The sequence below is a fragment of the Granulicella arctica genome, from assembly GCF_025685605.1.
Lineage (GTDB): Bacteria > Acidobacteriota > Terriglobia > Terriglobales > Acidobacteriaceae > Edaphobacter > Edaphobacter arcticus.
This window is the reverse complement of record NZ_JAGTUT010000001.1, coordinates 2587287-2601957: the sequence shown is the minus strand read 5'-3', so window position 1 is coordinate 2601957 and position 14671 is coordinate 2587287. Positions and strand designations below refer to the sequence as shown.

Sequence of the window (14671 nt, the reverse complement as noted above, 5' to 3'; positions counted from 1 at the left end):
TATGTGGAGCTGAGGGTGTTCTTGGCTGTTATGAACAGTTTGTTGGCGTGTCGGCCTAATCACAGCCGGGCGACTTGCGGCTGCTTTATCGATTTTTATTGAAAATAATTCATTCTCTTCTTGACTTTCCTTTTTAGGTCTACCTATAGTTCGCGACACAAAAGAATCAGCCTCGAACTGTCGAGGCTAAATTGGCTATTCGAAATGAGCTGTGAACGTCTGCGGCATTCGCGTGGCCAGAGTCGCCAACGATCTATACGAACCCACGAGGACATGCCCGATGAGAAACATGAGTCTCAAGGTAAGCCAACCGTATCTCTTGCTCGCTATGCTGCTGGTGTGTGCAGCATCGGCATTGCGGGCTCAGACGACGCCTGACTGTACGGCGCCCCCCTACAACGTACCGGCGGGATTGCCGACTGCTGCAATCACGGCAGCCCAGGACCAGGCGCAGATGATGTGTCAGCAACATCTGCAGTTTCCTACTGCGGCTTCGAATCCGCCGCTGACCGCACTACGGGAGACCGATCCGAACAAGCCTGTGAATGCGTGGCCGGGAACACCGGCTTCTCCGGAGACGGCGAACTGGACGGATGCGCTGGGCCACACGATCGTCCGGTGGGGATGGGGCGCGTGGACGACCTATGACGACTCGCAGAGCGGGGGTGTAGCGAACGTGCTGTGCAACGGGGCGACTCCATGCGTGGTGGCCAACGAGAAGGGTAGCTCGACGGGCGGATCGATGAGTGGTTTTGGCGACTATGGACCGGTGGGACCTCGACCGTACCCGGCTGGCGATGCGCCACTCGGCATTGGCGGCACGGTTCCCTGCACCTCTCCGGGATGCCTTGCGGCAGGCCATTACACGCGCATCAACCTGCTGGAGATGACGCCCGAGGCAGCGAGAGCTAACGGAACGGCTATGGGGTATGCGCCGAATGATCTGTTTACGGTGAAGGCCACAGGGGAGAAAGTGAAGACGCCGGAGGACTGGTGGCTAAAACGCCGTCCGGAGATCTTCGACCTGGTACAGAAGGAGGTGTACGGGTATACGTGGCCGGCGGCGGAGTGGCCGGCGATTACGTGGTCGATCAGCGGTGCGACTACGGGCACGGAGATGGGTGTCGTGAGCTGCCAGACGAGTTCTACCTGTCCGAATGGGACGATGAGCAACGGTGTGACGTACACGTACCGGGAGAAGATCTACACGGGGACGATCTCGACGGCGAGCTATCCTGCGGTACGCAATGCACCCTTGATTACGATCACCTGCCGCCTGCCTGCGAATACGCCGGGCAAGGTGCCTGTGTTCATCAGCATCGGCGAGACGGATACCAACTTCCAATACACGGCTCCGCTGGGCTTTGGCGCTTGCGGCTATCCGCAGACGATGCTGCAGCCGGATGGCGGCGGCGGGGTGACGTCGAGCTACCTGATTGGGCTGATCAACAAAGGCAACTGGCGGAAGCCGACTGATCCGGGTGCGCTGGTGGCGTGGGCCTGGGGCATCAGCCGGATGATCGACGAGTTTACCCAGGACACGGACCCGATGGGACCTGACCCGGACAAGGTAGCGGTCGAAGGACACTCGCGCGATGGGAAGGCGACGCTGGTGACGGCGGCGTATGACGACCGCGTCGTGGCCTCGCTGCCTAGTTGTGGTGGAGAGGGTGGCACTTCGTTTATGCGGCGGGCGTTCGGCGAGAGCGTTGAGTCGATCGCTGGCAGCGGCGAGTACTACTGGATGGCCGGCAACCTGATGAACTATGCCGGGCCGAAGTGCCAGAAGAACCCTGATGTCGGGCCTGCTGGATGTACGCCGGCGTTCTTCCCGCGCAAGGTGGAGGACCTGGATGTGGACGCGCATGCGGTGATGGCGCTGATCGCTCCCCGGGCGGTGATGACTAACGGCGGGACGGATACGCCGTACCCAGGCTATGGGGATGCGTGGCAGGATCCGCGGGGAATGTACCTGTCGGGTAAGCTGGCAAGTCCGGTGTGGGAGTTGCTGGGATGGAAGGGACAGGTGATCCCGAAGGGGACGGTGTTCACGAGCAATCCGACGCCGTATGGATCGGGTGAGTCGATTGGGGGAACACCTCCGTTCGATACGGCATTTATCGACGGAACGGTGGGCTACCGGCGTCATGTGCAGGGGCATACGGATCAGCCGGACTGGCCGGTGTTTGTGACGTTTGCTTCGAAATACCTGAACGATGTGCGGCCGGTGATCACACCGGGGCAGAAGTTTATTCTGCCGCTTTTCTGGGAGGACCATGTCGGCACGGTGCGGGGGACGGCAGGCGGCGGAGGTGGGTTGCGCGACTGGCAGATCAAGGGCGGGAGTGGAGCGACCTTCTTCACGGTCGACCGGCAGACGGGCGCGATTACGATTCCTGATCGAGGGAAGCTGAAGCCGTTTGTGGACTCGTACAGCCTGACGCTGATGGTGAGCGATGGGATCCTGCCGAGCCATGACGAGACGGTGACGATCAAGGTGCCGTTCGGACTAGGCTTCCTGTCGACGCAGCGGTAAGCGGCGGGGTGCAAGCAAAGCGGCTCTCCTCTGAGAGGAGAGCCGCTTTGTTTGTGCTGCGCTGGTGCGGGTTAGAAGGCGTAGTGGAGGGAGAACTGGATCTGCCGCTGGATCGAACGGACATCGCTGATCTGACCGAAGTTGCTATCGGCGATGTTGCTGTCCTGGTTCTTGTAGCTGGCAATGTTGAAGACGTTGAAGGCATCGGCACGGAACTCAAGCTTGTTCTCGTGGTAGATGGTGAAGGCCTTGCCGGCGGTCATGTCGATCTGCTCGAAGCCGGGGGCGCGTTCTGTGCCGACGGCTGCATTGCCGAACTCTTCGCCAACGGTTGGGGTGTAGGCGGTGGCAACGCTCGGGTCTGTGCCGAACCAATTGCCGAGAGTACGGTTAACGATCTTCAGATGACCATTGTGATTGGCACGGGCAGTCTTGTTGTTGACGGTCGTGGTGTCTGGGCCGGAGATTGTGACGGGAAGGCCGGAGTAAGCGATGGCCGTTCCGGTAATCTTCCAGCCGCCGATGGCCTCGTCGACAAGGTGGTTGATGTTGGAGCCGAATTGCTTGCCACGACCGAAGGGAAGCTCGTAGACAGCAAGGGCAGACATGTTGTGGCGCGTGTCAAAGCCGCTTGGGCCATAGTCAGCATGACCGTTGTAGCCATTCTGCCAGTAGGCGCTGGCGCCGTTGACACTGGCCGTTCCGAAGAAGCCGGGGTTGTTGGTCATTGCCTTCGAGAAGGTGTAGTTGACCGAGAACTCGAGGCCTTCAGAGAGGCGGTGACGGAGCTGCAGTTGAGCGGCGTTGTAGTTCATCATCGCTTCGGTTTCTGTCACGACGATGTTGCCGTTCTGGCCGACGAGGTTGAAGTAGGGAGCGACGGCACCGGGTGCGGTGAGCTGATTGCCAGCGCGCGCATCGATGAGGTGCTGTCCAGTCTGACCCACGTAGCCGATGACAACGGTGGTCTTGTTGTCCACCTGGTATTCGGTCGAGAGGGTGTACTCCTGGATGAAGGCCGGCTTGAGCTTCTTATCCCATGCACGGAGGAAGTTGCTGGCGAGCGAACCGGAGACGTTGGTGGGGATTGCATTCTGAACGGTGAGCGGGGTACCACCACTGGTCTGCGAGGCGTTGACGGCCTGGAAGGCGTAGGCGGGCTGGAAGGGCGGGTTGAAGTTCAGGCGGAGGTTCGCGCCGGAGCCTTCGAGATAGTTGGTGATGCCATAGCCGCCACGAACGACGAGGCGCTGCTTCGGCTGATAGGAGAAACCGATGCGGGGCATGAAGTTGGTGTAGGTGGGGTGGTAGAGGGCGCGGGCGTCACCGAAGGAAGCCTCTGCGGCAGCAGTTCCTGCGAGCGAATAGGTGCCAGTGACCAGGTCGACGTTGGCCTGCTTGTTATTGACCTCGTAGATGGGCTGGTCGTACTCGTAGCGGAGGCCGATGTTGACGGTGAGGGTTGGGGTGGCCTTCCAGTCATCCTGAACGAAGGCAGCGTCGCGGTACTGGCGCTGACCTGAGCGGCCTACGTTGCCAGCGATTCCGGCGTAGTAGACGTTGTTGGTAACGAAGTCAGAAATGGTGGAGCCGGTGAAGCCGCCAGCGTACTGGAGACGACCCATGACACCGTCGTTACCGGGGTAGAAGTTGTTCTGCTGATAGCGGAGAACCTCAACGCCAACCTTGACGGTGTGCTTGTTGAGTTGGAGGGAGAGATTGTCGGCGTAGTTGAAGATGTTGTCGATGAGGCTGCTGCCGCCGCCGAAGGTGCCGATGTCCGTGAGATAGGTCTGGTTGGCGGAAGATTGACCAGAGATCGACTGGCTGCTGCCGAAGTCCTGCAGAGCGAAGCCGGGATAGGGCTGAGCAGCGTTGATGCCAACCTTGGAGTTACCCGAAAGACCGAAGACGCCGGTGGTGTCCTGAGGGATACCCTGAATCCATCGAACACGCGACCAGCCGCCACGAGCTTCGTTGACGATGCGGGGCGAGAAGGTGTGGATGTAGTTGAGCGCGATGCCCTTGAAGGGATAGCTGCTTGTTGCCGGGAAGGTAATGGCGATAGGCGTCTGCGGGGTTGAGTCGGATGCTTCGCCCTGCGAGTAGCGAGCCATGACGGTGTCGTGCGGGCTGAGGGTGTAGTCGACCTTGATGTCGCCCTGATCGTTGCGCACGATGTTGCGATAGGTGCCGAGATAGTTGTTCTGCGCGATGCCGTCGGTGGCCACCTTGTTGGGGAGGGGGTAGAGCTCAGGATGAGCGAAGAGGTAGGTCGCAACCGGGTTGGTAATGGGCACCTGGTTGTTGACATACTTGACCTGACCTTGGCCCTGGACAAAGTGAGTGAGCTGGACGGGGATGGCGGAGAAGTTGCCTTGACGGAAAGCTGTTGGGATTACAGACGCCGCCTGGGTTCCACCCTTGTGGTAGCGGGTGCCCTGATAGTCAGCGAAGAAGAACAGCTTGTTTTTCAGTACGGGACCACCGATCGTGCCACCGAAGATGCTCTGGGTAAAGGGCTGGCGAGCATTGCCGGCGAATTTGTTAGCCCAGGTATTGGCGTCGAGGTTGTAGTTCTCGAGGAAGGCAAACGCCGAACCATGGAACTGGTTGGTGCCGCTCTTGAGCACCGCAATGACATCGCCGCCGTTAACGTTGCCGTACTCGGCACCGGCGTTCGAGGTGATGACGGTGAGATTGCCGATGGCGTCGGGGCTGGGGTTGTAGCCGATGACGTTGTTGATGGTCTCGTTGATCTCGATACCGTCGAGGAGGTAGTTGTTGGTCTGGTTGCGGTTTCCGTTGATGGAGACCTGACCGCCCTGGTTGGTGTCGCGCTCGATGGCGTTGGTGTTCGACATGCTGGTGGGCTCTGTCGAGACGGCGCCGGGGAGGAACATAGTGACGGAGGAGAAGTTGCGTCCGTTCAGGGGCAGGTTCGAGAGGGTGTTGGCAGTGAAGGTGGTCGAGATGGTGGAGTTGTCGGTGTCGAGGAGGGGCTGAAGCTCATCCTTGACGGTGACCGTCTCAGACGCTTCGCCGGTGGTGAGCGAGCCGTCGATCTTGGCGACCTGGTTGACCTCGAGGGTGAAGGGCTGGGTGGAGAGGCCCTTGAAGCCGGGGCTCTCGATCGTGATCTTGTACTGGCCGATCTGGAGGAAGCGAATGTCGTAGACGCCGGCCGAGTTGGTGGTGGCGATGTTGGTGACGTTGGTGCCGGTGTTGGTGGCAGTAACTTTGGCGCCGGGGATGATGGCGCCGGTAGGATCGGTGACGACGCCGGTGACTGAGCCGGTGATGGTCTGCGCGTGGGCCAGGCCACAGGAGAGGATGATTGCGCTTGCTACAGAAGCGAACGAATGGATGCGCATGGTACTGAAACCTCCAAGAAGTAGTGGCAGAAGGACAAGTGGGCCGCTATCGCGAAACGTCTTTTTCCAAGGGATAGTTTCTCCCCAGATCGTTCGGGATAGTTGCTGGTGAAATACGGTCGTGAGCGCGGGACATAGGGTCCCCGTTGTCGTTCGAAACGAGCGATTACTCATTTTTCGTAAACTTTGTGAATTATAGAATAATCAGGATTTTGGCGGAAACGAACTACGTTCTTGCAGCCATGCGCAGAATGCATGGCTGCACATTCAGCTTGACCAAAGGCTACAGACCTTTGTAGAGACCACCGTCCACGAGGAGGGTCTGGCCGGTGATGTAGGAGGCCCGGTCGGAGGCGAGGAACAGAATAGCGTCGGCGATCTCGGCGGCTTCGCCTACACGCTTAAGGGCGGCATCGGCGATGAGGCGGGTGGTGAAGGCTTCTTCGGAGATGCCCTGCTTGGCTGCCCGACGGTTAATGATAGAGCGGAGGCGGGCGGTGGCTGCGTAGCCGGGCGCTACGTTGTTGACAGTGATTCCATCTTTGCCGAACTCGTTTGACAGGGATTTCAATAAACCGAGGGCTCCGGCGCGGACGGTGTTCGAGTAGATGAGGTCCGAGACGGGCTGGCGGACGGAGACCGAGGTGATGGTGACGATGCGGCCCCAACGATTGCGCTGCATGTGCGGGATGACGGCGCGGGCGAAGTGAATGGTGCTCATAAGGTTGAGGTCGACGGCGCTCTTCCACTCGGCCGTGGTGGTTTCGAGGAACATGCGGGCAGGTGGTCCGCCGGCGTTGGTGATGCAGACGTCCACGCTGCCGAACTTCGCAGCAACCTGGGCTACGAACTGCTGGACGGCGGCTTCGTCTGTGACGTCGAGGGCTTCGAAGAGGACGGTTGCGCCGGTGTCGGCGATGGCTTCGGCGGTGGGGCGGAGCTTGGCGAGGTCGCGAGAACAGAGGGCAACGCGGGCCCCTTCGGCGGCGAACTTTTCGGCGGCAGAACGAGCGATGCCTTCGCTGGCGGCGGCGACGATGACGTTGCGATCTTTGAGGCCGAGGTCCATCAGTTCCCCTCCTTCGCGGCTACAGGGGCGGCGCGGAGATAGCTGTCGTCGCGATCGATCCAGTCCTGACGAGGTGGGTTGAAGATGTCGAGATCGACGGTATCTTCGAGGGCGAAGGCTTCGTGTGGGAGATGCGGTGGAATGCAGAGGACTTCGCCGGCGCGAACGATCATTTCTTGACCGTCGATGATGAACTTGAGGGCTCCCGAGAGGATGTAGGCGACCTGCTCGTTGAGGTGCGAATGCATTGGGACGTGAGCGTCTTTCGCGAGGAGGACGCGGGCGATCATGACGTTCTGACCGGTGATGAACTGCCGGCCAATGTGGGAACTCATGGCTTCGACAGGGATTGCGTCCCAGGCGGTGTGGCTGAAGGTTGGTTCCATGGCGAGAGCTCTCCGGTGCTGGCGATTTCTATCGTAGTGTACGGCTGGTGCGAAGACGGAGGTGGAGTTGGGCGGTAAGTTCGCGGTGACAGGGGAGGCAGAGGGTGCGGAGGTTGTCGAGGTCGCACTGACCGCCTCCTTCAGCTACGGGAAGAATGTGGTCGGCGTCCCAGAGGGAGCGGCGGCTGGTGATCGTCTTCATGCCGTAGAGGGAGAGGCCAGCGATGCGGGCGGCTCCACGGCTCCGCTTGAGGGCGTTGTAGATGGCGATGGTGTCGGCTTCGCAGAGGACGCAGATGCCGCGGTCGCGGGCGAAGACCTGATCCCGGAGGTAGCCGGGATTGGTGCGAAGGCGATGCTGGTGGACGCAGTAGTCGGAGCAGAAGGTGCGGCGGCGTTTGGCGAGGATCTCGAGTTCGCACCAGCGGCAGAGCGGCAGGCCGTTCGGGCCAGTGGGGAGGGTCGCGCGCTGGATGCGGCCGCCGGGCAGGGTGCGGGTGGGAAGCATGCTTGTTTGAGAATAACGGTGGGAATGGTGCGTGAGGATGGTGAGGTGGATGCCTTCGAACAATCCCACCCTTCGCGGTAGAGCTACGAAGGATGGGGCACCTGAGCGTTTGCGATCGCTACTGGATGGTGAGAGCTACGGTGCTGGTGGCTGTCGGGCCGTTCGCAGCGGCGGCGGTGATGGTTACCGTGTAGGAACCGGCGGTCGTTCCTGTGGGGATGACGGCTACGCTGCCGGCTGCGGAGGTGGAGGCGGTGAAGTTGTTGTCTCCTGAGTAGACGGCGACCACGTTATAGGTGCCGGTTGTGGGGAACGGGATTGATGCTGTGGCGGTTGTGCCGGAGAGGGCGGCGGTGGCAGCGGGAGTGGATCCTCCGTTGACGAAGAACCTTACGCTACCGGTGGGAGCCACGGCGGTGTTGAAGCCGGCGTTGACGACGGTGGCCGAAAAAGTGTCGGACGCGCCGGCAAAGATGGTTGGCGTGGAGACGGCGATGGCGGTGTTGGTGCTGCTGATCAGTAGAGGGTTGGGGCTGATCGGCGTGCTGGAGCCGCTGCAGGCTGAGAGTGTGCCTAGTGCGGCGAGTAGAAGGATGCCTGTCGAGAGCGCACTCCAGGTACGCAGGGAACGGCGCACGCGTTTGGTTGCGAGGAGCGGCAGGAGAAAGAGGGAGGCGAGGGTGAAGCGAGCGAAGGTTGCGGTACTCCGCGGCGAAGGCTTTGGCGCGAGCGCCGCGGTGGAGCGAGCCGAGGTGGCGAGGGTAAGGGTGCTGGTCACGGAGCCGTTTGCGGGGATCGTGACAGTGCCTGGGCTGATGCTGCAGATGGGGCTTGATGCCGGGGTGCCGGTGCCGTTGTAGGTGACGGTACAGCCAAGGGAGAGGCTGCCAGCGAAGACCGTGGAGTTGATGGTGAGGAGGTCGGTGTTGCCGGCGATAGCGCCTGCGGCCAGGGTGAGGCTGCTGCTGGCGGGGCTGACGCTGATGGTTTCTGCACCTGTGAAGGCGGAGACGATGTTGCTTACGTCGAGTGAGCCGAGGCCGGTGGCCTGATCGTAGCCGGTGGTGAGGGCAAAGCCTGCGAGACCGCCGGTGAGGCCGGTGGGGCTGGGCGTGCTGTTGTTGCAGACGCTCGGTGTGTTGATGTCGCAGGATGAGCCACTGGTAGCCGGAGTGGCGTCATGGAAGGCGGCGGGGGTGCTGGCAGCGAGGCGGTAGAGGAAGGGATTGAGGTTTCCCTGCGCGCCTCCGGTCTTCTGATTGAGAATGGCGGCGATCCCGGCCATAGCGGGAGCGGAGCCTGACGTTCCGCTGATGAGGCCGATGACGTTAACGCAGTCCTGACCTTTATAGCCCTCGCAGATGAGATAGCCGTTGTGGATGGAGGTGGAGAAGCTGACGTCAGGAACATCGCGGAAGCCATCAGCTGGGACGCCGGTGCCGATCTGCCAGACGGGCTTGGTGATGAAGGCGCTGGCACCGCCGCCGGTGGCGCTATCGACAAAGGTCGTGATGCTGCCGCTGATGGCGGTCGGCTCGTTCCATGCTCCTTCAGGAATGTAGGAGATGGCGGTTTCGAGGCCGGTGCCATTGGTGGGCTTCCAGTAGGTGGCGGGTGAAGCGATGTCGGCGAACTGGGTGCCGCCGACGCAGGTGGCAAAGCTGCTGGCGCAGATGACGTTGATGCTGCGGGCCTGCGTGCCAGAGGGCGGCGCGTTGCCGGACTGGCAAGCGGCGGCACCGGCATCACCCGAGGAAACGAAGACGGAGATGCCTTCGGCGGCGGCTTGCGAGAACAGGGTGTCCCAGAAGGTTATGCCGGACTGGCCGGCGTTGGTCTCGCAGGAGCCGAAGCTGATGCTCATGATGGGATCGAGGAGGGTCTGGACCTCATACTGGGCGGCGGTCTGAATGCCGCCTGAAGCAGCGTTGGCGATGACCAGATCGGCCTGTGCTCCGGGGGCGGTCCCGAGGACTCGGTCAACGTCGAAGGTTGCTTCATCCTGATCGATGGTGTTGGTGGTGCCAGGGTCGACGCCCGCAGGCGCAACGATGATGTTTGGCTGCTTCGTCGCCAGATTGGTGACCTTCTCGAAGATCGAGATGTCGCCAGAGTCGACGCGGGAACGGCCCATGATGGCGATTTTTTGGTTGGCCCCATTGATGCCGGACTGGTAGACGGGATTGAGGTCGTAGAGGACGGCGAAGTCTGCAGGCGTGATGTAGTGGGTGCCGGTGCTGGCGGAAGTGCCGAGCGGGACGGGTGTGGCGCTAGAGTGGTGCATCGGGTAGACCGGGATGTCGGCAAGTCCGTCGATGGCGGTGACGATGGCGGCGAGCGCGGTGGGAATGGCTGGCGCGGTGGTCGCGGCGAGGCGAGCTTTGGCGATCTGGCCTGCGGGGGCGGCTACGTTGAAGTAGCGGAAGCTCGTTCCCAGTGCGTTGGCTACGGCGGAGACGGGGGCTTCGGTGGTGACGAAGATGCGGCTGGGGGCGATCTCTTTGACGGGCAGACCCTGCGAGGAGAGCCAGGCGGTGAGGGTGTCCAGATCATGCTGGGTGGGACCGAACCGTGTGCCGATCTGCTGGGGCGTGAGCCAGTGATGATAGCTGGGGGAGGCGGGGTTCTGGAGGTCCGCGAGAAGCTGGGTGAAGGCGGCCTGACGCTCGGGGGAGCGGGAGAGGACGAAGGTGAGCCGGAGGCTGGTGTCGGGGGAGACGGGTCCGGCGTCGTTAGCCTGGATGGCCCACGACGGGACGTGTCCGGCGATACGCGTGGTGGCACGGAGGTTGGGATGGGCAGCGATACGGTCGGCTTGCACTGCGCTTTGTGCGTAAGCCGCAGTTGAGGACACTACGCCGAGGAGGATGAGGGCGGAGAGCAGGCGCCGAACGAGCTGAGACATAGAACTCCTGGGCAATTTCTGACGGGTGGGACTGTTTTATTGTACGGGTGAGGATCGCCGGAGAGGCTTTTCGACGGCTGCAAGGGCTGGCAGGAACTCGCTGCTGACGTTCGGTAGAGTAAAGGGATGCGCTACCTCGACCGCGATGACCTGCCTGCTTCTCTTCTTGGATTTGGATGTGGGCCAGTGCTTGGCCGGGTGGGACGGAATGACTCGCTGCGGGCTATGGGTGCGGCGTGGGATGCAGGGATCAACCTGTTCGATACGGCGCGATCGTATGGGTATGGCGAGGCTGAGGGGCTGCTGGGGGAGTTTCTTGCGGGTAAGCGCGAGCGGGCGGTGATCCTAACCAAGTTCGGCATCTGGCCGGAGCAGCAGCAGGGCTGGAAGCAGATGGTCAAGCCGATGGTGCGTGGCCTGCTGAAGCTTGCGCCGGGAGCACGGGCTCTGGTGCGTCGCGGGGCGGCGGGACAGATGACGGCGAACCAGTTTACAGTGCCGGTGCTGCGGAAGAGTCTTGAGGAGAGTCTGCGAAAGCTGCGGACAGAGTATGTCGATGTGTTGTTTCTGCATTCCGCGCCGGCGAGTGTGATGGAGCAGGCGGATTTGATGGCGGAGTTGGAGCGAGTGGTTGCCGAGGGCAAGGTGCGATTCGCGGGGATCTCGGCTGAGCCAGAGGTGATCGGGGTGGCGATCGACCTGGCTATGCCAGTATTGCGGGCGATGCAATTTCCGGCGAATGTCTTCGACCTTGCGGTGACGGAGCACACAGGGCGGAGTACGGCAGGGCCGTTCTTTGTGGCAAATCATCCCTTTGGTGGCGTGATGCGGGTGGCTGAGAGTAAGCGCTTGATTGCAGAGCTTGCGGGATCAGCTGAGATCTCACAGGAATTGCGGGAGAAGCTGGAGGGTGGCAGCAGTCTGCTGCTGGCTGATGTGGTGTTCAGCGTGATTCTTCGGGGCACGGGGATTGATGCAGTGGTGCCGGCGATGATGAAGGTGGAGAACCTGCTGACCAACGTGAAGGCAATTTCGGAGAGCCGCTTCACCGATGTTGAGGTGATGGTGTTGCGGAAGAGCTTTCTGGCGGCACCTGGCGTCTAGCTGGTCGCGGGCGTCTTGTGGGAGCGGCGGAAGAGCCATGCGGAGAGTTGCTGCGGCCATGCGGGATTCATGCAGGGACGTTCGATCAGCACAAAGAAGAGCGTGCCAATCGCCAGGATGGTAGAGAAGCAGAGGGTGAAGATGAAGGTCATCTGGACGGCCTGCGGCCATGATGCCATTGGGATGTGATCGAGCAGCAGAGTTATGACGGAAAGTACAGCTGTGTGCGTGAGATAGATGCTGTAGCACATGCCACCGATGATGCTTACGGCGGGGACCGAGAAGAAGCCACGGACAAATCTTCCGAAGAAGCCCGCCATGTAGAGACAGATCGTAGCGAACGGCAAGAGGATGGGGTAGAGGGGATTGCTGCTGACGAGTATCCAGCCCAAGGCGAGAAGGCCGATTGCGTCCCAGATGAGAGGTGGCAGCGAAAGATGAACCTTGCTTAGATAAAGATCACAGAGCAGGAAGCCAGCGGCGAAATATTGGAAGTAGTTCAGCAGGGTGAGCGACATGCGGCCAGTTCTACCGATGAAGGCCATGGAACAGACGGCTGAGACAATCATCACGATGACGATGACGCTGCGCCGGAGTGCAGGGGACCGGATACGAAAGATCGAGGTAAGAAGTGGGGTAAGGAGGTAGAACTGAATCTCGACTTCAAGCGACCAGGCGGGCGGATTGATGGTGGAATATTCCGCAAAAATGGCGTTGTGGACATAGAAGAGCGAGGCGAGCAGGTGAATGCCGACAGACACTACAGCTGCCTTCTTGAGGAAGAGGAGGGCGGGAGCACGCAGGAGCATGGCGAGTACATAGGGTGGCTCAAGGCGCGTAATGCGTCGCTTGAAGTAGCTGCCAAGGGCGATGGGCTTCGAACCCTCCAGATGATGCCGGGCAAAGGGAAGTGCCAGGATAAAGCCGCTGATCGTAAAGAAGAGGTAGACGCCGTGTCTGCCGTCCAGGAAGGCACCCACGAAGAGCCCCGAGAAGAAGCCTGTCGGCACCAGCGAGACACATTGAACAAAGATGTGCGAGATGATGACGATGATGATGGCCAGAAAGCGGAAGCCGTCGACTTCCGGGATGAAGCGATTGCTGGTGATGATTCGTCTCAGGGAGAGATGCGCAAACCACGCGAGCGATGCCCTGAAGATCGAAGGAGTCATTCTGACTTAATTATAAGTTGCAGGTGTTCGGCAAGGCGCAACGTGAGAGCCATAAGGGTGAAGGTGGGATTGGAGCTGCCGCCTGCAGGGTAGGTGGCGCAGCTTGCAACCGACAGGTTAGCGACGTCGTGGAGACGCAGATCGGGGTTGACCACGCTTGTGGTGGGATCGGTGCCCATCAGGGTGCCGCCCATGGGGTGATAGGTGTCCGTGATGTTGGACAGGGGCGCATCGGGGAGTGAGAGCTCGGGCTGCCAGGTGATTGGGCCAGTGCCGAGATGGGGAAGCTGCTCGCGCAGGTAGGCGGCGTAGGTGCGAATGGAGTCTGTTTCGTCGTCGGAGATGCGCCAGTCAACGATAGTTTTCGGGAGGCCCAAGGCATCTTGATTGACGGAGTCGAGGCGGATGCGATTTTCGGAGCGTGCGCGCTGTTCGGTGTCGATGCGGAGGGTGACGGTGGCGGCGCGGGAGACGGCGCGGCGCTTGCGGACTTTGGCGTTATAGGCAAGGCGGGCGATTTCGATGGAGGCTCCCGGAAGGCGTGGGAGGCTGTCGATCAGTGCACCGCGGAGGTCGCCGCGCTGCATGGACCGCAGAAGACTGCGGACGACGGCGGCACCGGAGTTCTCTGGCTCGTTGATGGTGATGTGAGCCATCGTGGCGAGGATGTTAAGGCGTTCGCGGAGGGGTGGGCTGGCCTCTAGTTTGGCGGTGTGCGTGGTTCCCTGCTCGAGGATGGGGGCGAACCACTGCAGCATGGTCGTGCGGGCTAAGCCGGTGAGCTCTGCGGCGGGATAACTGATGTGGTCGTGAAAGCCCCGGCCTACGAGGTCGCGATCGTTGCCAACACCGGTTGGCGCTACGCTGCGCGATGCGAGGAGCAGGCGGGAGGTTTCGATGGTTCCTGCGGCTAGGACGTAGTGTTGAGCTTCGAAGCGGAAGGTCGTGCCCTGGTAGTTGCGGACGAGGACAGCTTCGAGGCGGGTGCCATCCGAGGAGATTAGAAGCTCAGTCACGTTGGCGTGGAAGAAGACGGTGGCTTTCGGTGAGGATATGGCTTGCTCGCCGAGGGTTGGAGCGAGATTGCGTCGAGCGAAGGGTGCCCACTTGGAGGCGCGGAGTGTGATGTCGCTGCTGCTGGACATCTTTGTCGGGATGTTGCGATCGAAGGCTTCGAAGATATCGGCGGTGTAGGGCAGGTGGTCCACGCCGAGGAGATCTTCTACTTGTGGGTAGAAGCGGCTAATGGCTTCCGGGCCGAAGGGCCACGCGTGAGATGGAGTTTCTACGGGTGGGACAAAGATGTCTGCGGTGTAGGGCAGGAGTTGTCCGCCCCAACGTGTGGAGGAGCCGCCAAAGGTGCGGAATCGGCCTTCCGTGGTGCCACTGTGATGGCTTGCGGCCATGGCGGCAGTGTAGATCTCCTGGCTGCGGGCTTCGGGCTCGGCGCTTTGGCCGCCTGCTTCAAGGAGGTGGACCTCGATGCCGGATCTGGCGAGGGTAGTGGCGAGGACGAGTCCGGCGATGCCTCCGCCGACGATGCAGATCTGGGTGCGGTACGGAGCGGCCTGGCCGGGAGGAACAGACTCAAGGTCGATCTGCATGAGTTCAAGGTTA

General features: G+C 61.2%; 9 protein-coding genes. 2 read left to right on the top strand and 7 right to left on the bottom strand.

All coding sequences use genetic code 11. The features are described 5' to 3' along the window. The first annotated feature begins 289 nt into the window (after window positions 1-289). A complete protein-coding gene (locus OHL20_RS10950; RefSeq protein WP_263383227.1) occupies window positions 290-2536 on the top strand; it encodes a cadherin repeat domain-containing protein in 2247 nt (748 codons plus the stop codon). 71 nt (window positions 2537-2607) lie between these two features. Here OHL20_RS10950 and OHL20_RS10945 read toward each other — a convergent pair whose 3' ends face one another. The 5 genes from OHL20_RS10945 to OHL20_RS10925 form a co-directional block, all read right to left on the bottom strand. Further along, window positions 2608-5910, bottom strand: a complete 3303-nt coding sequence (locus OHL20_RS10945) for a TonB-dependent receptor (RefSeq protein ID WP_263383226.1) — start codon at window positions 5908-5910, stop codon at window positions 2608-2610. 283 nt (window positions 5911-6193) lie between these two features. After that, entirely contained in the window at window positions 6194-6979 is a 786-nt protein-coding gene (locus OHL20_RS10940) for an SDR family oxidoreductase (RefSeq protein ID WP_263383225.1), read from the bottom strand. Further along, window positions 6979-7365 (bottom strand): cupin domain-containing protein, encoded by a 387-nt coding sequence (locus OHL20_RS10935; protein WP_263383224.1) that lies wholly within the window; start codon window positions 7363-7365, stop codon window positions 6979-6981. The genes OHL20_RS10940 and OHL20_RS10935 overlap by 1 nt, the downstream gene beginning before the upstream one ends. Window positions 7366-7393: 28 nt before the next feature. After that, a complete protein-coding gene (locus tag OHL20_RS10930; RefSeq protein ID WP_263383223.1) occupies window positions 7394-7936 on the bottom strand; it encodes an HNH endonuclease in 543 nt (180 codons plus the stop codon). A 55-nt stretch (window positions 7937-7991) separates the two neighbouring features. Next, the gene (locus OHL20_RS10925; protein ID WP_263383222.1) at window positions 7992-10778 is read right to left on the bottom strand and encodes a protease pro-enzyme activation domain-containing protein; all 2787 of its coding nucleotides are present in this window, start codon (window positions 10776-10778) and stop codon (window positions 7992-7994) included. A 126-nt stretch (window positions 10779-10904) separates the two neighbouring features. Between OHL20_RS10925 and OHL20_RS10920 the strand changes: the two genes are divergently transcribed. Beyond that, complete coding sequence (locus OHL20_RS10920; RefSeq protein ID WP_263383221.1) at window positions 10905-11882, top strand: aldo/keto reductase; 978 nt, start codon at window positions 10905-10907, stop codon at window positions 11880-11882. Here the strand turns inward: OHL20_RS10920 and OHL20_RS10915 are convergent. After that, on the bottom strand, window positions 11879-13054 hold the full coding sequence (locus OHL20_RS10915; RefSeq protein WP_263383220.1) for an acyltransferase family protein: 1176 nt from the start codon (window positions 13052-13054) through the stop codon (window positions 11879-11881). The genes OHL20_RS10920 and OHL20_RS10915 overlap by 4 nt on opposite strands. Next, window positions 13051-14658, bottom strand: coding sequence for a GMC oxidoreductase (locus OHL20_RS10910; RefSeq protein ID WP_263383219.1), 1608 nt, complete (start codon window positions 14656-14658; stop codon window positions 13051-13053). Before OHL20_RS10910 ends, OHL20_RS10915 begins: the two co-directional genes overlap by 4 nt. Between the last annotated feature and the right edge of the window lie 13 nt (window positions 14659-14671).